Here is a 26,957-nt window from a genome sequence, read left to right on the forward strand (position 1 = left end):
ATGTGCATGTCCGGAGCCCGTGTGCTGGTGACGGGGGCGAGCGGGTTCCTCGGCGGCTACGTGGTGCCCGAACTGCAGCGCCACGGGTTCGAGGTCTTCGCGGCGGGGCGCGACACGGCGGCCCTCGCCCAGGTCGCGGACAGTGAGCACCGGGTCCCCGGTGATCTCGCTTCGCTCCGCACCCGCGATCTTCCTGTGGATGCCGTGATCCACTGCGCGGCGCTGTCGACGCCCTGGGGTCCGTGGAAGGATTTCCGCGAGGCGAACATCGAGGGGACAGGTCATGTCGTCGAGTTCGCCCGACGCAACGGCGTCCGACGGATCGTGCACGTGTCGTCTCCGAGCGTGTATGCCGCGGCCCGCGACCGCATCGCCATCCGCGAGGCCGACGTCGATCGCAGCAACCGCCTCAACGGCTACATCCGCTCGAAGATCGCGGCTGAGGACCTTCTGCTCGAGGCGCTGGATGCCGGAACGATCCCCGAGGTCGTGATCGTGCGCCCTCGGGGGCTCATCGGAGTGGGGGATCCGAGCCTCGTGCCGAGACTGCTCGATGTGCACGCGCGGATCGGCGTGCCCCTCTTCGGCGGCGGCGACAACCTCATCGACGTGACCGCGGTCGAGAACGTCGCTGCGGCGCTGCGACTCGCGGTGACCGAGGGGAACGGCGCCGGAGGGGTGTACAACATCTCGAACGGCGACCCACGGCGGTTCCGCGAGCTGCTGACGACGCTGCTCGAGCTGATGGGGCAGACGCCTCGGTTCCGTCCGATGAGCAGACGGGCCGCATGGACCCTCGCTTCCGTTCTGGAAGGAGTGTGCGCGGTGCTTCCCGGCCGGCCGGAGCCTGCGCTCACCCGCTATACGCTCAGCACCATCGCCTACTCGCAGACTCTCGACATCACGCGTGCGCGCGAGGAGCTCGGATACCGCCCCGAGGTGACGCTGGACGATGCCCTCGCCACGGTCGCCGCACATCTGAGGGCGAGCGCGTGACCGCCAGACTCCGCCATTACGTGTGCGGGAGCACTTCGCACGATATCGGTGCGATGTTCCACGGCGCGTCGCACGGAGTCCGCGAGTTCCCGTCCGGGGTGTTCCTGTACGACGGTGCAGACGGACGGCGCGTGCTGTTCGACACCGGTTACGCGACGGGCGAGTGGCACACCGGCTGGCGCGGTGCCGTCTACCGGCGGCTGCTGCCGCCGAGCGTCGACGATGCGGATGACGTCGCCGCACGCCTCAGGGCCGACGGCATCGATCCGGCATCCGTCTCGCATGTCGTGCTGTCCCACCTGCATCCGGACCATGTCGGGGGAGTCCGTCGGTTTCCGCACGCCACCTTCGTCCTGAGCGCCGGACACGAGCGGACGCTCTCGGCACCGCGTCTGCGCACGGGAGTGCTCCCGGGGCTGTTCCCCGAGTGGTTCCCGGGTGCAGGCCGCAGCGTGCTCGACGTCGACGCATTCTCGACGGTCGAGATCCGCGGCGTCGCACTGCACGCTCACGACCTCTTCGGCGACGGCTCTTACCTGGTCGTCGATCTCCCCGGCCACGCCGACGGGCACCTGGGCGCGCTCATCGAGCACCGAGTGCTGCTGGCGGGGGATGCGGCTTGGGGAACCGATCTGATCGAGGCGACCGAGGGTCTGAAGACGTTGCCCCGGCTCGTCCAGCACGATGCGGATCGGTACGCCGCCACAGCGCGCGTTCTCGGTGGCCTCATGTCCGCCGGCATCCGAGTCGTGTGCAGCCATGACCCGCTCGGCGCGAAGGAACTGCTGGACTGATGACCAAGTTCGCGATCCTGCGTGAGTTCGTCACGGTGCGTTGGTTCCGGCCGCTGCGCACGAGGGCGGCCGTCGAACGACGTCAGCGTCGCCTGCTGCGGTCGCACCTGCGGTTCCTGCGGCAGCGATCACCGTACTTCCGCGAGCAGCTCGCGACCCGACCCTTCTCCGAACTTCCGTTGATGGACAAGAGCGTCATGATGAGCCGCTTCGACGAGATCAACACCGTGGGCGCCGGACGCGACGAGGCGCTCGCCCTCGCGATCGAGAACGAGCGCTCCCGAGACTTCGAGGCGGATCTGGGTTCGAACTCGGTCGGGCTCTCGAGCGGGACGAGCGGCCACCGCGGCCTCTTCGTGGTCAGCAGCCCCGAACGCGATGCCTGGGTGGGAACGGTGCTCGCCCGCACCCTCCCGCGAGGCAGGCTCCTCGGGCATCGGATCGCGCTGTTCCTCCGGGCAGACAACAGCCTCTACGAGTCGGTTGGTTCACGAGCGGTGTCGTTCCGATACTTCGACGTGTACTCCGACATGGACGAGAACATCGCCCGGCTGCAGGAGTACCGCCCGACCATCCTCGTCGCCCCGCCGTCCGTCCTGAGACTGATCGCGCGAGCCGCCGATGCCGGAGCCTTCGACGTCGTGCCCGAACGGGTGTACTCGGTGGCCGAGGTGCTGGAGATCGCCGACGAGCACCGCATCAGGGAGTCGCTCGGACAACCCCGTCTGCACCAGCTGTACCAGTGCACGGAGGGCTTCCTCGCGCACACCTGCGAGCGCGGCGTCATCCACCTGAACGAGGACAACATCCTCGTCGAGCGCGAGGCTCTGGATGCCGAGCGGTTCACGCCGATCATCACCGACCTCCGCCGCCGCGCCCAGCCGATCGTGCGGTATCGGCTGGGCGACGTCCTTCGCGAGCGGGATCGACGCTGCCCCTGTGGCAGCGCGCTCACGGCGATCGAGCGCATCGAGGGCAGAGAGGGCGACACGCTGGTCTTCCGAGGCCTCGACGGGCGTGACGTCCCGGTCTTCGCCGATGTGATCGCCCGTGCGCTTCTCTACGCCGACGGCTTCGACGAGTACCGCATCACTCAGATCGGCGCGTCGCGGCTGCAGATCGCCCTGGACACGGTCGATGATCGGTCTCGGCGCCGCGTCGAGGACGAGGTGGGCACGCTGGCCGACAGACTCGGATGCGAGCGGCCCGATCTCACGTTCGTGGACTATGTGAGAGACGGTTCGGTGAAGCTGCGCCGGGTGGTGCAGGAATGGGGGGACCGGAGATGGTGAGGAACTGCGAGATCGTCGGGTGGGGCACGTCGCTTCCCGCACGGACGGTGCGATTCGACGATGAGACGCGGTATCGCATCGAGGACGACGTGTCGCATCTCGACATGCTGACCGAGGCGTGCGAACGGGCGCTCGCACACGCGGGCGTCACGGCGGATCAGATCGACCTCGTCCTGGGTGCCTCGGCAGCTGGAATCCAGCCCATCCCGTGCACGGCCGCGCTCGTGCTCGAGAGACTGACCCTCACCGGTCACGCTGCGGCCTTCGACGTCAACTCGACCTGCACGAGCTTCATCACGGCTCTCGACGTCGCGTCTCGGTACCTGGACGCCGGCGACCACGACACGATCCTCGTGTTCGCGGGCGACGTGGGAACCCGCTTCCTGAATCCCGAGCAGCGCGAGAGCTTCGAGCTCTTCAGCGATGCCGGTGCAGCCGTCGTGCTCCGCCGCTCCGCAGACGCCGACCGGGGCGTGATCGCGAGCACGCAGCGCACCTGGCCCGCCTACGCGCACGACACCGAGATCAGGGGAGGGCTGTCCGGTTCGCCCGCGCAGGCCTATGCCACGGCAGACCCCGCCGACTACCTGTTCGACATGGACGGACGCCGAGCGCTGCTCGGGATGATGCGCGTGCTGCCGGAGTTCTTCGACGCCTTCCACCGGAGCTCGGGGATCTCCTACGACGATGTCGCGCTCTGGGTGCCGCATCAGGCGTCGGCCGCGCTCGGACCGATGCTCGATCGCCTCGGCATCCCGGTCGAACGCCGCATCGACCAGGTGAGGGATTTCGGCAACATGGTGTCGTCATCGGTGCCGTTCATGCTGGCTCGCGCGCTCGAGAGCGGTCGGGTCGGCGCCGGTGACACCGTGATCCTCTGCGGCACGGCAGCTGGTCTCACGGCCAACATCCTCGCGCTCCGACTCTGAGATCCTTCCGGGCTGCGAGGATGAGGTGATGATCGCACTCGTCTCGGCTCCCTCGAACCTGGGCCTTCGGCCTCCTGCGCCCGGAGCGGTTCCCGGCACGTCGAAGGCGCCCGAGGCACTGCGCGAGGCTGGGCTGTACGACGCTCTGGCCACACGCGGGGCCGTGGATGCAGGTGCGGTACTGCCCGGACGCTATGTCGATGACCCCGACCGCGCAGAGCAGACACTGCGCAATCAGGACGCGATCATCGACCACGCGCGTCGCCTGGCCGCTCGCCTCGTCGACCTGCGGCGTCGCGGGTACGCACCGCTCGTGCTCGGCGGCGACTGCAGCCTCCTCGTCGCCGCAGGCCTCGCGTCCCGCGTCACCGGAGCCGGCGGCCTGGTTCACGTCGATGGCCACACCGACTTCCGGCACCCCGGGAACAGCGCGTCGATCGGATCCCTCGCGGGCGAGGATCTCGCGGCGGCGATCGGCGAGCACCTGCCCGAGATCGCCGACATCGATGGACTCGGCCCCTATTTCGAGGCGGCGTCGACGGCGCACATCGGGTGCCGGAGAGAGGACGAGGAGCTCGCCGAGGTCACCGAGCGGATCGCCGTCACGATCCCGGCTGACCAGATCATCCTGCACGGAGCCGCACGCGCCGCATCCCGGGTGCTCGCCGAGCCGCGGCTCGAACGCGGCTTCTGGATCCAGGTCGACGTGGACGTGCTCGACCCGGAGTGCATGCCGGCGGTCGACAGCCCGGATCCCGGTGGCATCGAGCCCGATGACCTGGTGCGCCTGCTCCAGGAGTTGGCGCCTCGGGCATGGGGCGCTTCCGTCACCGTGTTCGACCCCGATCTCGATCCCACCGGCGCTCACGCGGTGCTGCTGGCCCGGATCCTCACGGAGGGGCTGGATCACCTGGGGGAGGATTCCGGGCAGGAGTGACGCCCGGCCCGCCCGCGCTCACACCAGGGTGCGGCCGATGCTCCCGATCACACCGTCGATGGGCTGCCCCGAGGCGTCACGTCGTGCACCCGACTCGGGGAGCTTGCGCACGGCACCCGTCGGGTCGACAGCCTGAGCCGGGCTCGGTCCCACCCAGGCGACCGTCAGACGGTCCTCGCCCTTCAGGAACGCGTGCGCCCGCACACCGCCGGTCGCCCGGCCCTTGGCGGGGTACTCGGAGAACGGCGAGACCTTCGCGCGGCCCGGTTCGGTTCCCGGAAGGCTGCTGTCGCCTCCGGACACCGTGGCGACCACGGCATCGGACTCGGGGTTCACCGCACCGAAGAAGAGCACCGAGGCGCCGGCGCCCAGCTTGATGCCGGCCATGCCACCCGCCGGTGCACCCTGAGGTCGCACTGCAGACGCGGAGAATCGGAGCAGCTGGGCGTCGCTCGTCACGAAGACGAGGTCGTCATCGTCCCGCGCAGCCACCGCACCGACCACCGTGTCACCGGGCTTCATGCCGATGACCTCGAGATCGGGGCGCACGGGCAGCGTCGACGGGACGATCCGCTTCACGGTGCCCTGTGCCGTGCCGAGCGCGATCGGCACCTCGCTGTCGAAGCGGACGAAGCCCAGGATGCGCTCTCCTCGGGTGGTGATCCCGAGGTAATCGCGCAGCGGGGCTCCTGCGGCCAGCTGCACGGACGACGACGGCACCGACGGCAGGTCGACAGGGGAGAACCGCAGCACGCGCCCCTCGGTCGTCAGCGCGCCGATCTCGGCACGGACCGTCGTCTCGATCGTCGTCAGGATCGCGTCGTGCTTGCTGCGGCGAGGCGGCAGCGAGAGCTCCTCGCCCTCGCCGAGATCCACCCGCACCGCTCGACCGGTCGTCGAGAGGACGAGCACGGTCGGAGCGTCCGCGATCTGCAGATCGACCGCGGCGCCCTTCGTCGCACGGGGCTTCGGGGGAGCGGCGTTCATCAGGAGCGTGCGGCGAGGAGTGCCGTATGCGTCTGCCGCGGCATCGAGTTCCTTCGCGACCGCAGCCCGGAGCAGCACGTCGCTGCCGAGGAGCTCGCGCAGCGCGGCGATCTCGGCCAGCAAGGCGTCGCGCTCGGTCTCGAGTTCGATGCGCGAGAACTTCGTCAGTCGGCGCAGACGCAGTTCGAGGATGTACTCGGCCTGCAGCTCGCTGAGGTCGAACACGGAACGCAGTCGTGAGCGTGCCTGCTCGGAGTCGTCGGACGAGCGGATGACCTGGATGACCTCGTCGATGTCGAGGATCGCGATGAGCAGACCTTCGACGAGGTGCAGCCGCTCTTCGCGCCGTGCGAGCCGATACCGGCTGCGTCGAGTGATGACCTCGAGACGGTGAGCCACGTAGACCCGCAGCATCTCCTTGAGGCCGAGCGTGCGTGGCTGTCCGTCGACCAGGGCCACGTTGTTGATGCTGAACGAATCTTCGAGAGGCGTCAGCCGGTAGAGCTGCTCGAGCACCGCGTTGGGGTCGAACCCGGTCTTGATGCCGATCGCGACGCGCAGACCGTGGTTGCGGTCCGTGAGGTCGGTCACATCACTGATGCCCTGCAGCTTCTTCGCCTGCACCGCATCGCGGATCTTCTCGATCAGTCGCTCGGGGCCGACCATGTACGGCAGCTCCGACACGATGATGCCGGTTCGGCGCGGGCCGAGAGGTTCGACGGAGACCTTGCCTCGCACCTTGAGCGCGCCGCGCCCGTTCGTGTACGCGTCCTTGACACCGTCGAGACCCATCAGGATGCCGCCGGAGGGGAAGTCGGGCCCCGGTACGAACTCCATGAGCTCTTCGGTCGTGGCGTCGGGGTTCTCGAGCAGGTGAGTGGCGGCGGCGACGACCTCGATCAGGTTGTGCGGTGCCATGTTGGTGGCCATGCCGACCGCGATGCCGCTCGCTCCGTTGACGAGGAGGTTCGGGAAGGCGGCCGGGAGCACCGAGGGCTGCTGGAACTGGCCGTCGTAGTTCGGGATGAAGTCGACGACGTCTTCGTCGAGGTTCTCGGTGAGCGCCATCGCCGGCGATGCCAGGCGTGCCTCGGTGTAGCGGGCGGCGGCGGGACCGTCGTCGAGTGAGCCGAAGTTGCCGTGGCCGTCGACGAGGGGAACGCGCAGCGCCCATTCCTGGGCGAGTCGCACGAGGGCGTCGTAGATCGCGGTGTCGCCGTGCGGGTGCAGCTTTCCCATGACCTCGCCGACGACGCGGGCGCTCTTCACATGACCGCGGTCGGGCCGCAACCCCATCTCGGCCATCTGGTAGAGGATGCGGCGTTGAACGGGCTTCAGCCCGTCGCGAGCGTCGGGCAGTGCCCGCGAGTAGATCACCGAGTACGCGTACTCGAGGAAGGAACCCTGCATCTCGGTTTCGAGATCGATGTCCTGGATTCTCTCCGGGGCGAGCTCGGGAGGCGGGGTCTTCGGCATGGCCATCCTGAATGGGTGCGAGGCTGAGGGCGTACGGGAGCCTGTGTCAGACTGGCTCGGATGCCCTTCATTCTACCGTCCGAGTCGCTCGCAGTCCGGAGCGTCGTCGGGGTGGCGGACGACGTGTTCGCCGCTCTGCGCGGCGAGTCCGCGACCCTGCCGCGGGCCGAATCCGTCGTGCTCGTGCTGATCGACGGCCTCGGCGCGATCAGCCTGCGCGCCCATGCCGGGCACGCCCGCACACTGACGGCGGGAATGGCGAAGAAGGATGTGGCCCATTCGGTCTTCCCCTCGACCACCGCGGCGGCCCTCACGAGCATCCTCACGGGCGTGTGGCCCGGCGAGCATGGGCTGGTCGGATACAGCGTGCTGGACCCCGCACAGGACACTCTGGTCAATCAGCTCACCGGCTGGGAGTCCGAAGGGATCGACCCCGCGACCTGGCAGGCTGCGCCGACGATCTTCGAGCGCGCCCGTGCCGAGGGGCGACCGACCTTCGCGGTCGGTGTCGCCGCCTACGCCGGAAGCGGGTTCACACGAGCGACGCTGCGCGGTGCCGACTTCGTCGCCGCGCAGACGCCGGCAGAGCGGGTCCAGGTCGCGTACGACCTGGCCGAACGGCACCCCGGTTCGCTGGTGTACTGCTACCTGCCGGAGGCGGACAAGGCGGGCCACCGCTACGGCCTGGATTCGGTGCAGTGGGTGTCGGCGCTCGAGGAGATCGACGCCGCGATGTCCCGGCGGGTGCCGCCGGGAGTCGGAGTGCTCGTCACCTCGGACCACGGCATGGTCGATGTACCCGCGCACCGGCAGGTCGTGCTCGAAGTCGAGCATCTGGCCGATGTGCGTCACATCGGCGGGGAACCGCGGATGCTGCACGTCTACGTCGATCCCGACGTCGAGGCCGCGGCCGTCGCCGCTCGATGGACGCGCGATCTCGACGGACGCGCCGATGTCGGCACCCGTCAGGAAGCGATCGCGGCGGGGCTGTTCGGCCCGGAGGTGACTGCCGCCGCCGCATCGCGGATCGGCGACGTGCTCGTCGTCGCGCGCGGCAACGGTGCGGTCTATGACGGGACCGCGCAGGATCAGCGCAGCCGGGGAATGATCGGTCAGCACGGCGGCCTCACTCCGGAGGAACGTCAGGTGCCCCTGCTCCGCTTCGGTGCGTTCGCCCGCTGAGCGGTCTCTGAGCCGACCCGTGGAGCGCTCGCGTCCGACCCGCGGACTCTACTCGTCGGTGCGTGCCCCGAAGACGATCTCGTCCCACGAGGGCATGGCGTTCCGTCGCTTGCGTCGGCCGGAGTTGTCGTTCGTCGGCTCGGGAGCGACCTCGGGCTCGTCGTCCTCATCGGGCGCGGAACTCTCGAAGGCATCGAACAGCGCGATCGGATTGCGATCGTCCTGGTCGTCTTCGGATGTCTCCAGGATCGGGGCGGTCTCCCGCTGTCCGCGACGACGACGAAGGGCTTCGAGCAGGTCGGCGGTCTCGGGGCTCGTCGTCGCCGACTCCGGTGCGCGCTTGATCGCAGCATCCTGCACCGCCGCGGGGGAGCGCTCGGGCGCGGCAACGTCCTCGACATCGGCCTCGGGGGCAGCGATCAGTCGAGGTCCGAAGGCGCCGGAGTCGAAGCGGCTGTCGTCCTTGTAGGGCGATGCCTGGCGCTCGGCCTCGACCGCTCGCAGTCGCGGGATGAGACCTTCGGGGAGTGAGCCCTGGCGTGAGAGCTGTGTCGCATCGGCGTTGAGCGGCGACAGGGCACTGCGACGCGGATCGAAGCTCCAGCGGGCATCGTGCTCGACCTCGTTCGCGGCGAACTCGAGCTTGATGATCCAGCCGCTCTCGTCCTTCCAGCTCGCCCAGCGTTCGGCGGAGGCCTCGATCTCGGAGAGCTTGGCGCGGATGGCGGTGCCGAACGTCGGCTGCGCGTCGGGCTCGACATCGCTGCCGATCAGCACGGGAACGGCGAGAGCCTGGCCGATCACGTGCTCGCGCTCAGCCAGCACGGGGCCTTCGAAGCGGATGACGTCGTCGACGCTGATGCCGAGGAGCTCTGCCACCTCGGGGGCCGTGAGTCCGGCGCGGATCTGCGCCTGGATGTCGCGCGGGCTCGCGGCGAGTCGCTGAGCGGTCGGCTCGCTCTGTCGCGTCGCCCGTCGGATCTCGCGGTGCAGGACGTCGTCGATGGGCAGCGCGAAGCGCTCGCCCGACTCGGTCGCGAGTACGAGCAGACCTGCTTCTGTGCCGACGATGGTGACGTTTTCCATGCGAATGCCCCTCTGATGGGTGTGCGTTCATGGTGTCACGCGGGGTGCCTCTCAGCCGGGAATACTCTGGGCGTGCCGTGAGTTTGGTCTGTCGCACGCACCGGCATTTGCTTATTGCCTCACAGTCGTGCAAACTATGGCCGCCGATTACCCCGACGGCGCACCACCCACTCGCATGAAAGTGGAGATTCACCACATGGCAACCGACTACGACGCTCCCCGCAAGAGTGAAGACGACTCCGAGTCGATCGAAGCCCTCAAGGAGCGTGTGCCGGACAAGAGCTCCGGCTCTTCGGGAGACGAAGATGCGGACAACCCGTCCAGCTTCGATCTTCCCGGAGCCGATCTTTCCGACCTCGAGCTCGATGTCGTCGTGCTGCCCGCGCAGCAGGACGAATTCACCTGCATGAACTGCTTCCTCGTGAAGCACCGTTCACAGCTCGATCACGAGGGCTCCTCCGGCCCCATCTGCAAGGAGTGCGCCGCCTGAGCGCACGCGAACGAGATTCCACGCGCCCCCGACCTCTCGGTCAGGGGCGCGTCGTCTTTGTCCGTGGGGGCGGGTGTCGTCAGCCCCGGGATGCGAGGATCGCCGCCGCGAGGCGGTCGGGCGTCCTGGTCGAGACGGTCCAGGTGTCGACCGGGTCGTCCGGGTCGATGTTGGGCACCACGACGATGCCGTCGACGCCGCCGCGGATCAGGTGCCATCCGCGGGCCGGCAGGCCGGGACCGCGCGCCTGGCGTGCCTCTTCGCCGCTCAGCGCCGTCGGCGTGCCGAGGTGTCGAGTCTCGATGTGCGCCCGTCCGGCGCGGAGCACGTCGCCCTCGACCGACACGACGGGCGTGAGGGCGATGAATGCGATCACGAGCAGTGCCGACACCGCGGCGCCGACGATCAGCGCGATCGTGGAGCCGACGGGGACGAAGATGAGGGCGACCATCGGGCCCGCGAGTGCGACCGTCACCAGCAGCCACAGGCTGGGGGACAGTCTCTCGCGGTAGCGGGTCCGCGCGTCAGGAGCGATGTTCTGCATTAGCCTCGTGGGGTGACTGATTCCGTTGATGTCCCCATTATCGCCTCTGTGGTGCCCGGTTACGCCCACCCCGGCGATGCCGGAGCCGATCTGGTGGCGGCGGAGGCCGTTCATCTCGGCCCGGGGGAGCGCGCCCTCGTGGCGACGGGCGTGCGCATCGCCCTGCCTGAGGGATACGCGGCGTTCGTGGTGCCGCGCAGCGGCCTCGCGGCCAAGCACGGCATCTCGATCGTCAACTCTCCTGGCACGGTGGATGCCGGATACCGCGGCGAGATCAAGGTGAGCCTGATCAACACCGACATCCGCAGCGCGTACGATGTGGCCGTCGGCGACCGCATCGCGCAGCTGATCGTCATGCCCGTGACGCGAGCCACGTTCATCCCGGTCGAGGAGCTGCCCGACAGCGTCCGCGGCGAAGGTGGCTTCGGTTCGACCGGCTACCAGGCAGGATCCCATTCCCCTTCGGCAGGACAGGCCAATGACTGACAACAACGCGACTCCCTCGAAGTCGGCTCCGGACGACCGCGCGACTCAGGGTCCATTCGACGACTCAGAGGCGAACCCCGTGCGCCCCTACATCGACCTCGGCGGAATCAAGATCCTTCCGCGCGAGGGACTGAACCTCCGCCTGGAGGTCGAGGAGCAGTCCAAGCGCATCGTCGCCGTCGGCCTCGACTACGCCGACTCCTCCCTGCAGGTGCAGCCGTTCGCCGCACCGCGCTCGGGCGGGCTGTGGGACGAGACGCGAGTGCAGCTGCGCGATCAGGTCCGCGGCCAGGGCGGTCGCGTCGAGGAGCGGGACGGCCCTCTCGGCAAGGAGCTGCTCGCCGAGGTGCCGGCCGCCGCGAACGAGGGCTCGGAGCTTCGGCTCGCCCGGTTCATCGGCATCGACGGTCCGCGCTGGTTCCTCCGCGGCGTGATCGGCGGTGCCGCCGCGTCCGATCTCGAGGCGGCTGCGAAGGTCGAGGACCTCTTCCGGTCGATCGTGGTCGTCCGTGGTGGGGCTCCGATGCCTCCGCGCGACCTGATCCCGCTGAAGATGCCCGCGACTCCCGGCTCCGCGTGAGCACCCCGGCCCCGGCCTCGGAGCCCGAGCGCGAGCAGAGCGCATCGGACATCGTCGGCGCCGCGCTCGGTGGCGCCGCCCGGCGTGCAGGACTCGACCCGAACGAGAGCGGCGCGACCCACAAGGTGGTCTGGTCCGCGATCGGCGGGTGGCGCGGGATCCTCGAATCCGTCCTGCCGAGCCTCGCGTTCGTCATCCTCTTCACGATCCGCCCGGAGCCGCTGATTCTTCCGCTGGGGGTCTCTGTGGGACTCGCGGCCGTGTTCACGATCGTGCGGTTGGTGCAGAAGTCTCCGCCATCGGCGGCCATCGGCGGCCTGGTGGCTGCGGCCGCAGCCGCGGCACTCGCCCTGTGGACAGGACGAGGCGAGGACAACTTCGTCCCCGGACTGATCACGAACGCCGCGTACGGCACGGCGATGCTCGTCTCCGCGCTGATCGGGTGGTCGCTCATCGGCCTCGCGGTGGGTTTCCTGATGGGGGAGGGCACCGCCTGGCGCGGCGACCGCCGCAAGCGCCGGGCATTCTTCTGGCTCGGGGTCGCCTGGGCCGCACTGTTCTTCGCTCGGCTCGCGGTGCAGCTCCCGCTGTACCTCGCAGGCGACGTCACGGCGCTCGGCACGCTCAAGCTCATCATGGGTCTTCCGCTGTTCGCACCGCTGATCGCGGTCACGTGGCTCGTCGTGCGCGCGCTCTACCCGCGCGCGTCGGATGCCGAGGCGCCTGCCCAGTCGTGATAGATTTATCTTGACATCAAGATAAATTGCAGGCTTTCGCCCGGAGGCCGAGCAGAGCAGACTGGTTAGGTCTGCCTTGCTAGCCGCAGGGGCTCGCTGGCGAGCAAGATGGAGGCGCCTGTCGCTCCCATCCGAATAGAAGGAGACGGATTCGTGTCCACGGTGAACAGCTTCGGTGCCAAGAGCACCCTGACGGTCGGCAGCACCGACTACGAGATCTTCCGCATCGACACGGTGCCCGGTTTCGACAAGCTCCCCTTCAGCCTCAAGGTCCTCCTTGAGAACCTGCTTCGCACCGAGGACGGCGCGAATGTGACGAAGGCGCAGATCGAAGCCCTGGGTTCGTGGGATGCTGCGGCAGAGCCGAGCACCGAGATCCAGTTCACGCCGGCCCGCGTGGTCATGCAGGACTTCACCGGTGTTCCCTGCATCGTCGACCTCGCCACCATGCGCGAGGCAGTGACGGCGCTCGGCGGCGACGCGAACAAGATCAACCCGCTCTCGCCCGCCGAGATGGTCATCGACCACTCGGTGATCGCCGATCTCTTCGGTTCCGAGAACGCGCTCGAGCGCAACGTCGAGATCGAGTACGAGCGCAACGGCGAGCGCTACCAGTTCCTCCGCTGGGGCCAGACGGCCTTCAGCGACTTCAAGGTCGTCCCGCCCGGAACCGGCATCGTCCACCAGGTGAACATCGAGCACCTGGCCAAGGTCATCTACGACCGAGACGTCAACGGCGTGCTGCGCGCGTACCCCGACACCTGTGTCGGCACCGACTCGCACACCACGATGGTCAACGGTCTGGGCGTGCTCGGCTGGGGCGTCGGCGGCATCGAGGCCGAGGCCGCGATGCTCGGCCAGCCTGTGTCGATGCTCATCCCGCGCGTCGTCGGCTTCAAGCTGTCCGGTGAGATCCCGGCCGGTGTCACGGCGACCGACGTCGTCCTCACGATCACCGACCTGCTGCGCAAGCACGGCGTCGTCGGCAAGTTCGTCGAGTTCTACGGCGAGGGCGTGGCGTCCGTGCCGCTGGCCAACCGTGCCACGATCGGCAACATGTCTCCGGAGTTCGGCTCCACCGCCGCGATCTTCCCGATCGACGACGTCACGCTCGACTACCTGCGCCTGACCGGGCGCAGCGATGAGGCCGTCGCACTAGTCGAGGCCTACGCCAAGGAGCAGAAGCTCTGGCACGACGCGTCTCACGAGCCCACCTTCAGCGAGTACCTCGAGCTCGACCTCGGCACCGTCGTGCCGTCGATCGCCGGCCCGAAGCGCCCGCAGGACCGCATCCTCCTCTCGGAGGCGAAGACGCAGTTCGAGCACGACATCCTGTCGTACGCATCGGCGTCGACCTCGGACTCGATCGTCGACCTCGAGTCGAAGCACTCGTTCCCCGCGTCCGACCCCGGTCAGGTTCCCGGAGAAGAGGCGCCGACCACCCGTCCGGTGCACATCAACAGCGGTGCTCCGGCCAACGCGTCGACGCCGGTGCCGGTCACGACGCCCTCGGGCGAGAAGTACATCCTCGACAACGGTGCTGTGACGCTCGCGGCCATCACGTCGTGCACGAACACCTCGAACCCGTCGGTCATGATCGCCGCAGGTCTCGTCGCCCGCAAGGCGCTCGAGAAGGGCCTCAAGCAGAAGCCGTGGGTCAAGACGACGCTCGGCCCCGGCTCGAAGGTCGTCACGGACTACTACGAGAAGTCCGGACTCGACAAGGATCTCGAGGGCCTCGGCTTCTACACCGTCGGCTACGGCTGCACGATCTGCATCGGCAACTCGGGTCCGCTGATCGAAGAGGTCTCCGCGGCCATCAACGACCACGACCTCGCCGTGACCGCCGTGCTCTCGGGCAACCGCAACTTCGAGGGTCGCATCAGCCCCGACGTGAAGATGAACTACCTCGCCAGCCCGCCGCTGGTCATCGCCTACGCGCTGGCAGGGTCGATGCACTTCGACTTCGAGAACGACGCGCTCGGCAAGGGAACCGACGGTGAGGACGTCTTCCTGAAGGACATCTGGCCCACCCCGGCCGAGGTCCAGGAGCTGGTCGACTCGTCGATCTCGCGCGAGCAGTTCATCAAGCAGTACGCCACGGTCTTCGACGGTGACGAGCGCTGGCGCAGTCTGCCCACCCCGGACGACGACATCTTCCAGTGGGACGAGAACTCGACCTACGTGCGCAAGGCCCCGTACTTCGACGGCATGACGATGGAGCTCACCCCGGTGCGCGACATCGAGGGCGCGCGCGTCATGGCGACCCTGGGCGACTCGGTCACCACCGACCACATCTCGCCCGCCGGAAACATCAAGGCCGGCACGCCCGCCGCTCAGTACCTCACCGAGCACGGCGTCGACCGCAAGGACTTCAACTCCTTCGGTTCGCGTCGAGGCAACCACGAGGTCATGATCCGCGGAACCTTCGCGAACATCCGCCTGAAGAACATGATGGTCTCGGCCGTCAACGACGGTCAGGTCGTCGAGGGTGGGTACACCCGCGACTTCACCCAGGCGGGCGGCCCGCAGTCGTACATCTACGACGCGAGCATGAACTACCAGGAGCAGGGCACCCCGCTCGTCATCTTCGGCGGCAAGGAGTACGGCTCCGGCTCGTCGCGTGACTGGGCGGCCAAGGGCACGAGCCTGCTGGGCGTCAAGGCGGTCATCACCGAGAGCTTCGAGCGCATCCACCGCTCGAACCTGATCGGCATGGGCGTCGTCCCGCTGCAGTTCCCGGCCGGCGAGAGCTGGGAGTCGCTGGGTCTCGACGGCACCGAGGTCGTCTCGATCACGGGTCTCGAGGAGCTCAACAACGGCACCACCCCGAAGACGGTCCGCGTGACCGCCACCCCGACCGATGACTCGCCCGAGGGCAAGCAGGTCGTGGAGTTCGACGCGGTCGTCCGCATCGACACCCCCGGTGAGGCGGACTACTACCGCAACGGCGGAATCCTGCAGTACGTGCTGCGTTCGCTGGTCTGATCGCACAGTCGAAGAGGGCTCGGTTCTTCGGAACCGGGCCCTTTCCGCGTGCCAGCGCCTGTGTCAAGGGGGAGTCGCTCTCCGAGCTTTCCCGGATGCCCGGGGTAGGATCGAGCAGGCGTCCGTACCGGAATCGGATGCCGCGAACGGTGCCTATGAGGAGGTGCAGATGCCGATTCTTCCGAGCATCTCAGGACCCCGTGACCTCGACTCGCTGTCCGAGGATCAGCTCATCGAGCTCGCGGGGGAGATCCGTGAGTTCCTCGTCGAGAACGTGTCGCGCACCGGCGGGCATCTGGGCCCGAACCTCGGTGTGGTCGAACTGACGATCGCCCTGCACCGCGTCTTCTCGTCTCCCGACGACCCGTTCATCTTCGACACCGGGCACCAGTCGTACGTGCACAAGCTGCTCACCGGGCGTCAGGACTTCTCGTCGCTCCGAGTGCGCGGAGGGCTCGCCGGCTATCCGCAGCGTTCCGAGAGCCCGCATGACGTCGTCGAGTCGTCCCATGCATCCAGCTCGCTGAGTTGGGCCGATGGCGTCTCGCGCGCACTGACCGCGACCGGGCGCGCAGACCGCCATGTGGTCGCCGTGGTCGGAGACGGGGCCCTGACCGGCGGCATGACGTGGGAAGCGCTCAACAACATCTCCGACGACAACGACCGCAACCTCGTGATCGTGGTGAACGACAACGGGCGCTCGTACGCGCCGACCATCGGTGGGATGTCGCGTTACCTGAACCGTGTGCGCACCGCGGCGGCGTACAAGGAGCTGCATCACAAGTCGGATCGCCTCTTCAGAGCATTCGGGCCCGTCGGCCGCGCGGTGTTCCGCGGCGTACGGGGCGGCACGCACGGGTTCCTCTCGCGCTTCACGAACAACGAGGCGCTGTATTCCAATCTCGACATCAAGTACCTCGGCCCGGTCGACGGACACGATCTTCCTGCGCTTCTCGAGACCCTCGAACTCGCGAAGTCGTTCGGCGCACCCGTCATCGTGCACACCATCACCGAGAAGGGCCGCGGCTACCAGCCCGCCCGCGACGACGAGGCCGATCAGTTCCATGCCGTCGGGCGCATAGATCCGACGACCGGTGAGACGCTCTCGTCGGGAGGGACCGGCTGGACCGATGTCTTCTCCGATGCGCTCGTCTCGGTCGGCGAGCGACGCTCGGACGTGATCGCCATGACCGCCGCGATGCTCCGCCCGACCGGGCTGGCTCCGTTCGCGGAGCGATTCCCCGATCGTGTGTACGACGTGGGAATCGCCGAGCAGCACGCCGTGGCGTCCGCCGCAGGTCTCGCCTTCGGCGGGCTGCACCCTGTCGTGGCGCTCTATGCGACGTTCATGGGCCGCGCGTTCGATCAGGTGCTGATGGATGTGGCGCTCCACCGTGCGGGCGTCACGTTCGTCCTCGACCGTGCAGGTGTCACCGGTCCCGACGGTCCGAGTCACCACGGAATGTGGGACCTGGCGATGCTGCAGATCGTCCCGCACATCCGCATCGCGGCTCCGCGAGACGGCGCGCGTCTGCAGGAAGCCCTGGACGAGGCCGTCCTCGTCGAAGACGCCCCGACCGTGATCCGCTTTCCCAAGGGCGATGTCGCGCCTGAGCTGCCCGCCCTTGAGCGCCTGCACGACGGTGTCGACGTGCTCGCCCGCGGCGAGTCCGAAGACGTGCTGCTCGTGGCGATCGGGCCGTTCGCCGCGCTGGCGATGGATGTCGCCGAGCGTCTGCGCGCTCAGGGCATCGGAGCGACCGTGATCGACCCCCGCTGGGCGATCCCGGTGCAGCCCTCGATCGTCAGCATGGCCGCGCGTCATCGCCTCGTCATCACGCTCGAAGACGGAATCCGCGTCGGAGGCATCGGCACGCGCGTGCGTCAGGTGCTCCGCGAGGCGGGCATCGACACGGCTGTCGACGAGCTGGGACTGCCGGACGAGTTCATCGATCACGCCTCACGCGATCAGATCCTCGCGGATGCCGGGCTCACGGCGTCGAAGATCGCGCAGGACGTCGTCGCCCAGGTGCTCGGCACTCGTATTCCGGTCGCTCGCCAGTCGGGGGAGACCGGCGCCGTCGATCTCCCGCTGCACGAGCGGAGCTGATCGCGGGCAGCACGCCCGTGAGCGCCCGCCCGGTCAGTTGAGGGCGTGGAGAGCCGCGACGGCCTCGGCGCCGCGGTCGGTGTCGCGGAGCGCGGTGGAGAGCAGATAGCCGTCGGTCAGGGCGTCGCCCGTGACCATCACCCGGACGAGCTCGACGCCGCAGGAACGTCGCACCTCCTCGGCGCTGGCGGCGATGACGCGGGTGTTGATCTCGTCGTTATGCGGCAGCTCCGCGCCGTCGAGGCTCCGGATGACGTCTCGCAGCGCGGCGCCGACGATGTTCGACGCGCGCTCGTTCACGTTCACCACGTCGAGCTCGAACACCCGGAGATCTCGGCCGGTAGCCAGCGGTCTCCACTCGAAGGACGCGTGCACACGGTGCTGATGCCCACTGGCTCCGGTCATCTCGCGGGCCGGCAGGTCGGTCGCGCGACAGCGGACGTCGATGAGCTTGTACCAGTAGAACAACGGGAAGGCGCCGTGCGATCCGGGATCGAGCACGACGACCTCGCCGACCGCGCCCCCGCGTGAGGTGGGCCGCCGCTGGGGTCTGTTGCGGATGATCGGCTTGCCGTTCCGGGTGCGGATCGCCGCCCACCCCTCATCCACTGTGACGACGAAGATCTTCAACAGGGCCGGGACGACCAGCAGGATCGTGAGGATCGCCGTGCCGGTCTTGAACAGACCCGACATTCCCTTACCGCCCAGCATCGTGAGGAGCATGTCCATGACACCACTGTGCCGTGTCCTGCCTCTGCGCGCGGCCATTCGCCGCTCTCCGACGTCGCTGTTCACGCGCTGTTCCGTGGACGTTACCCGCGACGCCGCGAGGCGGATACGCCGCGGCTGCGCATGTGGCTCGACGCTCCTCAGTCGAGGTCCGCGAGCGCCTCGGCGAGCCGCGCTTCGGTCGTGGCCCACGCCCGCTCGCGGTCGGCGTCCACGAGGCCGACCCTGGTCCGCCGGTCGAGGACGTCGTCGACGGTCATCGCACCCTCGGCGCGCACGGCGAACTCGATCTGTGCACGGCTCACCGCGCCGTCGACGTCAGAACCGGGGTGAGACCAGTCCGGCGCCGTGTCGGTGAGCCGGAGGGATGCCGTCCGACTCGGTGCGGCATCCAGGTCGTGCACGCGTGCCGCGAGGTCGACCGCGTCTTCCGCCATCCGCCGATACGTCGTCAGCTTGCCGCCGAGGACGTTGACGAACCCGGCCTCGGAGACGGCGACCAGATGGCGGCGGGAGATGTCCGCGGTCGAATCGGAGCCCGTGTCGACCAGCGGGCGCAGGCCCGCGAACGCCCCGCGCACTCGGTCCCGTCCGATGGGCTCCGCGAGCACCCGGTTCAGCGTCGAGAGCAGGAAGGATATCTCGCCCTCGGTCGGCGTGGGGATCCGGGGAACGGGGCCCGGAGCGTCCTCGTCGGTCAGGCCGACGATCACCCGGCCGCTCTGCTGCGGCAGGGCGAACACGTAGCGGCTGATCGAGCCCTCATGCGGGATGGTCAGCGCCGCCGACGGGTGGCCGAGGTCCGCGGCGTCCAGGAGGATGTGGGTTCCGCGGCTGGGACGCATGGTGATCGACTCGTCGAGGGTCCCGGCCCACACCCCGGTGGCGTTGATCACCGAGCGGGCTCGGATGTCGAGGCTCTCGCCGGTCAGCGCGTCTTCGGCGATCGCCCCGTCGCTGCGGAGCTCGCGTGCGCGGACCCGGGTGAGGATGCGCGCTCCGAGAGCCGCCGCCGTGCGTGCGACCGTCACGACCAGTCGCGCATCGTCGACGAGCTGCCCGTCGTACGAGAGCATGCCGCCCCGTAGTCCTCGGCGGTCGAGCGCCGGGACCAGACCATGGGCGGCGCGCGCGGAGACCAATCGCGGTCCGGGCAGCACCGCGCGCGGCGTGCGGGACCGCATCCGCAGCAGATCACCCATGGCCATCCCCGCGACGCCCGCCGTGCGCTGCGCGGGGCTCACTCCGACGGCGAAGGGCATCAGCTGGCCGAGCGGTCTGATGAGATGCGGTGCGATGACCGTCATCAGCAGGTGCCGCTCGAGGGCGCTCTCCTTCGCGGTCGCGACATCACCGGTGGCGAGATAGCGAAGGCCGCCGTGCACGAGCTTCGAGCTGAACCGGCTCGTGCCGAATGCGAGGTCATCCGCTTCGAGCAGCGTGACGGTCAGCCCTCGGGATGCGGCGTCGAGAGCGACTCCCGTGCCGGTGATCCCGCCGCCGATCACGAGCACGTCGACGGTCTCGTCGGCGGCCCGAGCGAGGTCTGCGGCCCGACGCACGACGTTGAGGTCGGGGGAGTGAGTGGTCATGGCCGGAGCAGTCCGTCGAGTGCCGCACGCAGCTCGCGCTCCCACGATTCCTCGGAGATCAGCTCCGAGACGGTGCCGTGCGACAGCACCGCCGATTGCGCGATGAGCAGCAGCATCACCGCGATCTCGGTCGGCTCTCCCGGCCTGACGCTCCCGCCCTGTTGCGCGGTCCGGATCGCCGCGGCGAGCCACTGCAGGATCAACCGCTGGCTCGATCCGACCCGCTGCAGCGTGTAGCGGGTGAAGACCTCAGGCTCGTCTGCGAGCAGTCGCCCGTAGAGCTCGTCGGAGCGGAAGGCCGCCGAGAAACGGAGCACGTCGTCGACGAGATCGTGGCGGGTGAGGGGATCTGTCGGAAACTGCGAGACGATGCCGGCGACCCGGCGGAGGAGGGCTGAGCGCACGACGTCGTCGGCGTCGTTCCAACTGCGGTAGATCGTCGGGCGACTGTGGCCTGCGCGTCGCGCGAGCTCTGCGATGGTGACTCCGTGCACCCCTCTGCGGCTGATCAGCTCATCGGCCGCGTCGAGGATGCGCGCCTGGGTGGCGTCCCAGAGCGGATGCTGCGCGAGCCGCGCTACGGCATTCACTTGACGTTCTTCCATGATGTGTCACACTGTAACGCATGGGTCAGGAGAACGGCAGAGTCGCCGCACGATCGGAGATGCGGTGGAACGGCTGGGGCGACCCCGCGAAGGCCGATGACCTGCCCCGCGCCGTGCGGGCGCTGCTCCCGTTGCTGCTCGGGCGTATCCGCAAGCCCGCCGCGCCCGTCGAGCTCGGGGACGTGCTCCTCGACGCCTCTGCGCTGACTCCCGACGACATCGCGGCGTTCATCGTCGTCGTGGGCGACGATCGGGTCGATGTCTCGGACGAGGCTCGGATCCGCCACGCGGGCGGCCGCTCCACGCCCGACCTGCTGCGAAGGCGACTGGTGCATCAGGCCACCCCGGATGCCGTCGTCCTTCCTGACACGCACGACGAGGTCGCTGCTGTGCTCGCCGTCGCGGCTGACCGCGGGGTCGCGGTGATCCCTTTCGGCGGCGGGACGAGCGTGGTCGGGGCCCTCGATCCGCAGCGCGGTCGTCACCATGCCGTGATCAGTCTGGATCTGCGCCGACTCACCGGTCTCCTCCGCCTGGACGAGGTCAGCGGCGAAGCCGTCCTCGCCGCAGGGACCACCGGGCCCGATGCAGAGGCGCTGCTCGGCGCGCACGGATACGAGCTCGGCCATTACCCGCAGAGCTTCCGCTACGCGACGATCGGCGGGTTCGCGGCGGCTCGATCGTCGGGACAGAACTCTGCGGGTCACGGTCGCTTCGACACGATGGTCACGGGCATCCGGGTGGCCACGCCGACCGGTGACATCGATCTCGGGCGGTCGCCGGGTTCGGCTGCGGGGCCAGACCTCGTCCGCGTGTTCCTGGGCTCCGAAGGCATCTTCGGGGTGATCACCGAGGTCCGCGTCCGCATCCATCCGATCCCGCGTGAGCGTGTTCTCGAGTCCTGGACCTTCCCGGATTTCGTGGCGGGTACCGATGCCCTCAGAGCCGTGGCGCAGCACGGTGGCGGGCCGACTGTCATCCGCCTCTCCGACGAGGCGGAGACCGCGGTCAGCCTCGCGCAGGTCGGCCGGATCGGCAAGGCGCTCTCGAAGGGCGCTGCGGTCGTCACCGTGTACGAGGGCGACGGCATCGTCGAGCGCCGGGCGCGCACGTCCGCTCTGCTGGCCGGTGCCGGTGGAGTGTCCTCCGGTGAGGGAGCCGCAGAGGGATGGCTGGACGGACGCTTCGACGGCCCGTACCTGCGCGACGCACTGCTCGATGCCGGAGTCTTCTGCGAGACCCTCGAGACGGCGACCACCTGGGCGAACCTCTCCATGCTGAAGGCGGCGGTCACGGCGGCCCTCCGCGACGGCCTCTCGGATGCCGGGGTGAAGTCCTCCGTGATGTGCCACGTCTCCCACGTCTACCCCACGGGTGCATCGCTGTACTTCACCGTGCTGGCCGGCATCCGGTCCGACCCGCTGGAGATCTGGGGTCAGGTCAAGGCGCGCGTCAACGACGCGATCATCGCGAGCGGCGGCACGATCAGCCACCACCATGCCGTGGGTCGGGACCACGCGCCGTGGCTGGAGCAGGAGATCGGCGAGACCGGCGTGCGGATCCTGGCCGCGATCAAGCGAGAGCTCGACCCGACGGGGATCCTCAACCCCGGCGCCGTGATCGCCGCTGATCGGATGCGCTGACGTGGCCGATCACATCGCCGTGCTGTCGAATCCCTCCGCAGGCAAGGGGCGCGCCGGGCGTGAGGCAGCCGCTGCTCTGGCCCACCTGCGTGCACGCGGCGCGGACATCCATGCCTTCACAGGGCACTCCGCCGAGTCGAGCCTCGTGCTCGCGGCGCAGGCACTCGATGAAGCGCCTCGAGTGCTGGTGATAGTCGGGGGAGACGGCACGCTCTCCGGCATCCTCGACCTGCTCTGCGAGAGCGCCGTCCCCGTCGCACTGGTGCCGGCCGGCACGGGGAACGACCTCGCGCGGGCGCTCGGGCTCCCTCGCCACGACCCGGTCGCCGCGGCGGAGCTCGCGCTCTCCGGAGTGGCCAGGGCGATCGATGTCGGAGAGATACGCACCGGTGGCCGAGTCACGCCGTTCCTGACGATCGCGGCTCTCGGCTTCGACGCGAAGGTCAGCGATCGCACCAACCGGCTGCGCTGGCCCCATGGTGTGCTGCGCTACTACCTCGCCCTCGTGATCGAGCTCCTGCGCCTGAGCCCGATGGAGTTCACGGTGTCCGTCGACGGCTCCGACGCCGTGGCAGCTCCTGGCACGCTCGTGGCCGTCGGCAACACCGAGAGCTATGGAGGCGGCATGCCTGTGTGTGTCGGCGCGGCGGCCGACGACGGTCTCCTCGACCTCGTGCAGGTCGCACCGCTGAGCCGCCTTCGTCTGCTGCGGCTGTTCCCGCTGCTGCTCCGAGGCACCCACCTGTCGCGCCGCGAGGTGGCGCACAGACGTGCCCGTTCCGTGACGGTGAGTGCACCGGGACTCGTCGTCTACGCCGACGGAGAGCGCATCGGTGTGGATGAGTGCACGATCGGGATCCGCCCGGCCGCGCTCACCGTCCTGGTGCCTGCAGCGAAGGAGACGGGTGATGACTGACGCCGGCAGCAAGGCACGTGCCAGCGCGGCGTTCGACGAGGACGTGATCGTGATCGGTTCGGGGTTCGGAGGATCCGTCTCGGCGCTGCGGCTCGTCGACAAGGGCTATCGCGTCCGGGTCTACGAGGCGGGACGCCGCTTCGAAGACGACGACTTCGCGAAGACCAGCTGGGACCTGCGTCGCTACCTGTGGGCGCCGGCGGTCGGCTGCTACGGCATCCAGCGCATCCATCGTCTGCCGCACGTCATGATCCTCGCCGGAGCGGGTGTCGGCGGAGGATCGCTGAACTACGCCAACACGCTCTACCAGCCGGGCGGCGGCTTCTTCACGGATCCCCAATGGAGCGCACTCGCGAACTGGGATGCCGAGCTGTCTCCGCACTACACGACGGCGAAGCGGATGCTCGGCGTGGTCGAGCGATACCCCCATTCCGGCCCCGTCGAGCGCATCATGGCGGGTGCCGCAGAGGATCTCGGCGTCGGAAGCACGTTCCGGCGCGCTCCGGTGGGCGTGTGGTTCGGTACGCCGGGGGAGCGCACGCCTGATCCGTTCTTCGAGGGAGAGGGCCCCGATCGCACCGGCTGCACACTCTGCGGCAACTGCATGGTCGGATGCCGTGTCGGCGCGAAGAACACGCTGATGAAGAACTACCTCGCACTCGCGGAGCGCCGTGGCGCGGTGATCGAGCCGCTCCGCACGGTCACCGAGGTGCGCGAGCTCGCGGGCGGTGGGTTCGCCGTGACGAGCGAGCGCAGCGGTGCCTGGCTTCGTCGTGATCGCCGCACTGTGCGCGCCGGTCAGGTCGTGCTGGCCGCGGGCACCTGGGGCTCTCAGCAGCTGCTGCATCGGATGAAGCACTCGGGTGCTCTTCCCCGTGTGTCCGACGCTGTCGGGCGACTCACGAGGACCAACTCCGAGGCGCTCGACGGCGCGATCGCGACGCGGGTTCCGGCTTCCCTCGACCTCGCGAAGGGCGTCGCCATCACCACCTCCTTCCACGTCGACGAGCGCACCCATGTCGAGAACGTGCGCTACGGGCCGGGCTCGAATCTGATGGGCGCGCTGGCGTCGATCATGGTGCCAGGAGACATGCCTCTCGGTCGCCGACTGGGCGGTCTCGTCGGGCGGTTCCTCCGGGCGCCGATCCGTCAGCTGCGCCTGGGGTCTCTCCGGCACTGGAGCGAGCGCGGCATCATCGCCCTCGTCATGCAGACCGTCGACAACTCGCTGACACTGTCTCTGCGGCGCCGATTCGGACGCCTGGTGATGACGAGCAGGCAGGGGCACGGTGAGCCGAACCCGAGCCACCTGCCGCAGGCGCACCGTGCGGCTGCGGCGATCGCCGCGCGCATGCAGAAGGAGGGTGGCGTGCCGGCAGAGGCGCGGGGCTCTTGGCCTGAGGTCTTCGGCATCCCCCTCACCGCGCACTTCCTCGGCGGTGCCGTGATCTCGGCGTCTCCTGCGACCGGGGTCGTCGATCGCTACCACCGCGTGTGGGGCCATCCCGGGCTGCACGTCGTCGATGGGGCCGCGGTACCCGCGAATCCGGGTGTGAACCCGTCGTTGACGATCACGGCCCTCGCGGAGCGGGCGATGTCGTTCTGGCCGCGCTCCGGCGAGGTCGACGAGCGTCCCGTTCAGCAGGCATGACGAAGGGGGCCGCGCAGAGCGCGACCCCCTTCGATGCGTCCGATCAGTGGCTCTCGATACCGCGGATCTGCGGGGTGTGGAACTCTCCGCCGAAGGCGCGTTCCGAGGCACCCTCGCGGTCGAGGTAGGGCGAGGCCCCACCATCGATGAACGGCCAGCCGGCGCCGAGGATGAGGCACAGGTCGATGTCCTCGACCTCGGGGACGACGCCCTCGTCGAGCATCAGCTTGATCTCGCTCGCGAGACCGTCCTGCACCCGCTGCAGGATCGTCTCGGCCGACGCGGGCGTCTTGCCGACCGCGGGCTTCAGCAGCTTCTCGGCCTGCTTCGTCCAGCCGGTCACCCGACCGCCCTTGTCCTTCTCGATCACCGCGTCGAGCTCCGCGAGAGCGTGGAAGTTCTCGTTCGCGTAGAAACGCTCCGGGAAGGCGTGCGCCATCGTGTCCTGCACGTGAGCGGCGACCTTCCATCCGACCAGGTCGATCAGCTGGAAGGGTCCCATCGGCAGCCCGAGAGGCGCGAAGGCCTTCTCGACCTCCGTGATCGGCGTGCCCTCGTACACCGCGCGAGCGGCCTCGCCCATGACCTTGGCCAGCAGACGGTTGACCACGAAACCGGGCGCGTCCGCGGTGAGCACCGCGTTCTTGCCCAGGTTCTTCGCGACGACGAACGCGGTCGAGAGCGCACCCTCCGAGGTGACGGGCGTCTTCACGATCTCGATCAGCGGCATCACCGCGACCGGGTTGAAGAAGTGGAATCCGACGAGGCGCTCGGGGTGAGCGAGCTTCGCGCCGATCTCCTCGACCGACAGCGACGAGGTGTTGGTGGCCAGGATCGCGTCCTCGGCGATGATCTTCTCGATCTCGCCGAACACCTGCTGCTTGACCCCGACCTCTTCGAAGACGGCCTCGATGACGAAGTCGCAGTCCGCGTACAGGCTCTTGTCGGTCGTGCCGGTGACGAGCGCACGCAGCTTGTTCGCGGAGTCCGCGTCCAGTCGGCCCTTGCCCTCGAGCTTGCCGATCTCTTCGTGGATGTAGGCGACACCCTTGTCGACGCGCGCCTGGTCGAGGTCGGTGATCAGCACCGGCACCTGCAGCTTGCGCACGAACAGCAGCGCGAACTGGCTCGCCATGAGCCCCGCGCCGATGATGCCGACCTTGGTGACCTTCTTGGCGAGAGCCTTGTCGGGCGCGCCGACGGGCCGCTTCGCGCGCTTCTGCACGAGGTCGAACGCGTACATGGATGCCGCGAACTGGTCGCCGGTCACGAGTTCGGCGAGAGCCTCGTCCTCGCGAGCGAAGCCCTCGGCCTTGGTGCCGCTCTTCGCCCGGTCGAGCAGTTCGAGCGCGGCGTACGGCGACTTCGGAACGGTGCCGATCTTCGACTCGAGCATGCCGCGTGCCATCTTGATGGCGATCGGCCACTTGGTGAGTCGCTCGATTTTGCCCGGCTCGTTCTTGCGCTCGACCTTCTTGCCGCCGAGGACCGCGTCGGCCCAGGCCAGCGAGTTCTCGAGGTAGTTCGCCGCGGGGAAGATCGCATCGACGATGCCCAGATCGAACGCCTGCTGCGGCTTCAGCATCCGGTTCTGCTTGAGCGGGTTCGAGATGACGACCTCGAGCGCGTTCTCGATCCCGATCAGGTTCGGCAGCAGGTAGGCGCCACCCCAGCCGGGGATGATGCCGAGGAAGACCTCGGGGAGAGCGATCGCCGCGGCGGACGCGTCGACCGTGCGGTAGCTGGAGTTGAGCGCGATCTCGAGGCCGCCGCCGAGCGCCAGCCCGTTCACGAACGCGAACGACGGCACGCCGAGCTCGCCGAACTTGCCCAGCACCTTGTGGCCGAGCTGCGCGATCAGGCGGGCGTTGTCACGCGAGCCCACCTTGCTGATGTCCGAGAGGTCGGCCCCGGCGGCCAGGATGTACTGCTTGCCGGTGATCCCGACGGCCTGGATCTCTCCGGCGGCGGCGCGAGCGGCGAGGCCGTCGAGTGTCTCGCCGAGAGCGGTGAGCGTCGCCGGTCCCAGCGTGTTCGGACGCGTGTGGTCTCGTCCGTTGTCGAGGGTGATCAGGGCGAGCACCTTGCCCGATGCGAGACGGATGTCGCGCACGGGCGAGTGCGTGATCACCTCGCCGTCGGTGAGGGCCTGGATGGGGGAGAAGTCGACGTTCGCGTACTGTTCGGAAATCGAGTGTGCCATCGGC

Annotated in this window: 22 protein-coding genes; 15 read left to right on the plus strand and 7 right to left on the minus strand. The window is 68.8% G+C overall.

Features of this window, described 5'->3' with window-relative positions; genetic code table 11:
* The first annotated feature begins 6 nt into the window (after window positions 1–6).
* The 5 genes from ASF80_RS01875 to ASF80_RS01895 are packed head-to-tail and all read left to right on the plus strand — an operon-like array spanning window position 7 to window position 4,948.
* Complete coding sequence (locus tag ASF80_RS01875) at window positions 7–996, plus strand: NAD-dependent epimerase/dehydratase family protein (RefSeq protein WP_082488331.1); 990 nt, start codon at window positions 7–9, stop codon at window positions 994–996.
* The gene (locus ASF80_RS01880; protein ID WP_157520962.1) at window positions 993–1,790 is read left to right on the plus strand and encodes an MBL fold metallo-hydrolase; all 798 of its coding nucleotides are present in this window, start codon (window positions 993–995) and stop codon (window positions 1,788–1,790) included. Before ASF80_RS01875 ends, ASF80_RS01880 begins: the two co-directional genes overlap by 4 nt.
* Entirely contained in the window at window positions 1,790–3,082 is a 1,293-nt protein-coding gene (locus ASF80_RS01885; RefSeq protein WP_056307504.1) for a F390 synthetase-related protein, read from the plus strand. The genes ASF80_RS01880 and ASF80_RS01885 overlap by 1 nt, the downstream gene beginning before the upstream one ends.
* Window positions 3,076–4,011: a 3-oxoacyl-ACP synthase III family protein gene (locus ASF80_RS01890; RefSeq protein WP_056307507.1), complete on the plus strand. Its 936-nt coding sequence runs from the start codon at window positions 3,076–3,078 to the stop codon at window positions 4,009–4,011. Before ASF80_RS01885 ends, ASF80_RS01890 begins: the two co-directional genes overlap by 7 nt.
* 28 nt (window positions 4,012–4,039) lie before the next feature.
* Window positions 4,040–4,948: an arginase family protein gene (locus tag ASF80_RS01895; protein ID WP_082488149.1), complete on the plus strand. Its 909-nt coding sequence runs from the start codon at window positions 4,040–4,042 to the stop codon at window positions 4,946–4,948.
* An 18-nt stretch (window positions 4,949–4,966) separates the two neighbouring features.
* On the opposite strand, the gene ASF80_RS01900 is transcribed toward ASF80_RS01895, so the two are convergent.
* A complete protein-coding gene (locus ASF80_RS01900) occupies window positions 4,967–7,411 on the minus strand; it encodes a DNA topoisomerase (ATP-hydrolyzing) subunit A (protein WP_157520963.1) in 2,445 nt (814 codons plus the stop codon).
* A 60-nt stretch (window positions 7,412–7,471) separates the two neighbouring features.
* Here ASF80_RS01900 and ASF80_RS01905 point away from each other — a divergent pair, with 60 nt between their 5' ends.
* Window positions 7,472–8,593, plus strand: coding sequence for an alkaline phosphatase family protein (locus tag ASF80_RS01905; protein ID WP_056307511.1), 1,122 nt, complete (start codon window positions 7,472–7,474; stop codon window positions 8,591–8,593).
* Window positions 8,594–8,641: 48 nt separating this feature from the next.
* Here ASF80_RS01905 and sepH read toward each other — a convergent pair whose 3' ends face one another.
* On the minus strand, window positions 8,642–9,679 hold the full coding sequence (gene sepH, locus ASF80_RS01910) for a septation protein SepH (RefSeq protein WP_056307513.1): 1,038 nt from the start codon (window positions 9,677–9,679) through the stop codon (window positions 8,642–8,644).
* 196 nt (window positions 9,680–9,875) lie between these two features.
* Between sepH and ASF80_RS01915 the strand changes: the two genes are divergently transcribed.
* Entirely contained in the window at window positions 9,876–10,169 is a 294-nt protein-coding gene (locus tag ASF80_RS01915; protein WP_056307515.1) for a DUF4193 domain-containing protein, read from the plus strand.
* A gap of 79 nt (window positions 10,170–10,248) precedes the next feature.
* Here the strand turns inward: ASF80_RS01915 and ASF80_RS01920 are convergent, their stop codons facing one another.
* The gene (locus tag ASF80_RS01920; RefSeq protein WP_056307517.1) at window positions 10,249–10,713 is read right to left on the minus strand and encodes a DUF3093 domain-containing protein; all 465 of its coding nucleotides are present in this window, start codon (window positions 10,711–10,713) and stop codon (window positions 10,249–10,251) included.
* 12 nt (window positions 10,714–10,725) lie between these two features.
* Here ASF80_RS01920 and dut point away from each other — a divergent pair, with 12 nt between their 5' ends.
* The 5 genes from dut to dxs all read left to right on the plus strand — a co-directional run bounded on the left by dut (window position 10,726) and on the right by dxs (window position 17,614).
* Entirely contained in the window at window positions 10,726–11,199 is a 474-nt protein-coding gene (dut, locus tag ASF80_RS01925) for a dUTP diphosphatase (protein WP_056307519.1), read from the plus strand.
* On the plus strand, window positions 11,192–11,779 hold the full coding sequence (locus ASF80_RS01930) for a DUF3710 domain-containing protein (protein ID WP_056307521.1): 588 nt from the start codon (window positions 11,192–11,194) through the stop codon (window positions 11,777–11,779). Before dut ends, ASF80_RS01930 begins: the two co-directional genes overlap by 8 nt.
* Complete coding sequence (locus ASF80_RS01935) at window positions 11,776–12,516, plus strand: DUF3159 domain-containing protein (protein WP_056307523.1); 741 nt, start codon at window positions 11,776–11,778, stop codon at window positions 12,514–12,516. The genes ASF80_RS01930 and ASF80_RS01935 overlap by 4 nt, the downstream gene beginning before the upstream one ends.
* Window positions 12,517–12,669: 153 nt before the next feature.
* Complete coding sequence (locus ASF80_RS01940) at window positions 12,670–15,504, plus strand: aconitate hydratase (RefSeq protein WP_056307525.1); 2,835 nt, start codon at window positions 12,670–12,672, stop codon at window positions 15,502–15,504.
* A 169-nt stretch (window positions 15,505–15,673) separates the two neighbouring features.
* On the plus strand, window positions 15,674–17,614 hold the full coding sequence (dxs, locus tag ASF80_RS01945; protein WP_056307528.1) for a 1-deoxy-D-xylulose-5-phosphate synthase: 1,941 nt from the start codon (window positions 15,674–15,676) through the stop codon (window positions 17,612–17,614).
* 33 nt (window positions 17,615–17,647) lie between these two features.
* Here the strand turns inward: dxs and ASF80_RS01950 are convergent, their stop codons facing one another.
* From ASF80_RS01950 to ASF80_RS01960, 3 genes are all read right to left on the minus strand, one after another.
* Entirely contained in the window at window positions 17,648–18,343 is a 696-nt protein-coding gene (locus ASF80_RS01950; protein WP_056307531.1) for an SPFH domain-containing protein, read from the minus strand.
* A 140-nt stretch (window positions 18,344–18,483) separates the two neighbouring features.
* Window positions 18,484–19,935, minus strand: a complete 1,452-nt coding sequence (locus ASF80_RS01955) for a glycerol-3-phosphate dehydrogenase/oxidase (protein ID WP_056307533.1) — start codon at window positions 19,933–19,935, stop codon at window positions 18,484–18,486.
* Window positions 19,932–20,540: a TetR/AcrR family transcriptional regulator gene (locus ASF80_RS01960; RefSeq protein ID WP_082488151.1), complete on the minus strand. Its 609-nt coding sequence runs from the start codon at window positions 20,538–20,540 to the stop codon at window positions 19,932–19,934. Before ASF80_RS01960 ends, ASF80_RS01955 begins: the two co-directional genes overlap by 4 nt.
* Window positions 20,541–20,560: 20 nt before the next feature.
* Between ASF80_RS01960 and ASF80_RS01965 the strand changes: the two genes are divergently transcribed.
* From ASF80_RS01965 to ASF80_RS01975, 3 genes are read left to right on the plus strand one after another with little or no spacing between them, the layout of a single operon-like run.
* Complete coding sequence (locus ASF80_RS01965; protein WP_235559853.1) at window positions 20,561–22,183, plus strand: FAD-binding oxidoreductase; 1,623 nt, start codon at window positions 20,561–20,563, stop codon at window positions 22,181–22,183.
* A 1-nt stretch (window position 22,184) separates the two neighbouring features.
* Complete coding sequence (locus tag ASF80_RS01970; RefSeq protein WP_056307537.1) at window positions 22,185–23,099, plus strand: YegS/Rv2252/BmrU family lipid kinase; 915 nt, start codon at window positions 22,185–22,187, stop codon at window positions 23,097–23,099.
* Entirely contained in the window at window positions 23,092–24,750 is a 1,659-nt protein-coding gene (locus tag ASF80_RS01975; RefSeq protein ID WP_056307539.1) for a GMC oxidoreductase, read from the plus strand. Before ASF80_RS01970 ends, ASF80_RS01975 begins: the two co-directional genes overlap by 8 nt.
* Window positions 24,751–24,793: 43 nt before the next feature.
* Here ASF80_RS01975 and ASF80_RS01980 read toward each other — a convergent pair whose 3' ends face one another.
* Window positions 24,794–26,953: a 3-hydroxyacyl-CoA dehydrogenase NAD-binding domain-containing protein gene (locus ASF80_RS01980; protein ID WP_056307541.1), complete on the minus strand. Its 2,160-nt coding sequence runs from the start codon at window positions 26,951–26,953 to the stop codon at window positions 24,794–24,796.
* Between the last annotated feature and the right edge of the window lie 4 nt (window positions 26,954–26,957).

The sequence above is a fragment of the Microbacterium sp. Leaf159 genome (genome assembly GCF_001423615.1).
In the GTDB taxonomy this organism is placed as follows: Bacteria; Actinomycetota; Actinomycetes; order Actinomycetales; family Microbacteriaceae; genus Microbacterium.

Bases quoted from the DNA above. Each gene is read 5' to 3' on its own strand.
- ASF80_RS01965 (WP_235559853.1), top strand. From the start codon at position 20,561: ATGGGTCAGGAGAACGGCAGAGTCGCCGCACGATCGGAGATGCGGTGG.
- sepH (WP_056307513.1), bottom strand. From the start codon at position 9,679: ATGGAAAACGTCACCATCGTCGGCACAGAAGCAGGTCTGCTCGTACTC.
- ASF80_RS01975 (WP_056307539.1), top strand. From the start codon at position 23,092: ATGACTGACGCCGGCAGCAAGGCACGTGCCAGCGCGGCGTTCGACGAG.
- ASF80_RS01950 (WP_056307531.1), bottom strand. From the start codon at position 18,343: ATGGACATGCTCCTCACGATGCTGGGCGGTAAGGGAATGTCGGGTCTG.
- ASF80_RS01900 (WP_157520963.1), bottom strand. From the start codon at position 7,411: ATGCCGAAGACCCCGCCTCCCGAGCTCGCCCCGGAGAGAATCCAGGAC.
- ASF80_RS01885 (WP_056307504.1), top strand. From the start codon at position 1,790: ATGACCAAGTTCGCGATCCTGCGTGAGTTCGTCACGGTGCGTTGGTTC.
- ASF80_RS01895 (WP_082488149.1), top strand. From the start codon at position 4,040: ATGATCGCACTCGTCTCGGCTCCCTCGAACCTGGGCCTTCGGCCTCCT.
- ASF80_RS01875 (WP_082488331.1), top strand. From the start codon at position 7: ATGTCCGGAGCCCGTGTGCTGGTGACGGGGGCGAGCGGGTTCCTCGGC.
- ASF80_RS01955 (WP_056307533.1), bottom strand. From the start codon at position 19,935: ATGACCACTCACTCCCCCGACCTCAACGTCGTGCGTCGGGCCGCAGAC.
- dxs (WP_056307528.1), top strand. From the start codon at position 15,674: ATGCCGATTCTTCCGAGCATCTCAGGACCCCGTGACCTCGACTCGCTG.
- ASF80_RS01960 (WP_082488151.1), bottom strand. From the start codon at position 20,540: ATGGAAGAACGTCAAGTGAATGCCGTAGCGCGGCTCGCGCAGCATCCG.
- ASF80_RS01905 (WP_056307511.1), top strand. From the start codon at position 7,472: ATGCCCTTCATTCTACCGTCCGAGTCGCTCGCAGTCCGGAGCGTCGTC.
- ASF80_RS01915 (WP_056307515.1), top strand. From the start codon at position 9,876: ATGGCAACCGACTACGACGCTCCCCGCAAGAGTGAAGACGACTCCGAG.
- ASF80_RS01920 (WP_056307517.1), bottom strand. From the start codon at position 10,713: ATGCAGAACATCGCTCCTGACGCGCGGACCCGCTACCGCGAGAGACTG.
- ASF80_RS01890 (WP_056307507.1), top strand. From the start codon at position 3,076: ATGGTGAGGAACTGCGAGATCGTCGGGTGGGGCACGTCGCTTCCCGCA.
- ASF80_RS01930 (WP_056307521.1), top strand. From the start codon at position 11,192: ATGACTGACAACAACGCGACTCCCTCGAAGTCGGCTCCGGACGACCGC.
- ASF80_RS01980 (WP_056307541.1), bottom strand. From the start codon at position 26,953: ATGGCACACTCGATTTCCGAACAGTACGCGAACGTCGACTTCTCCCCC.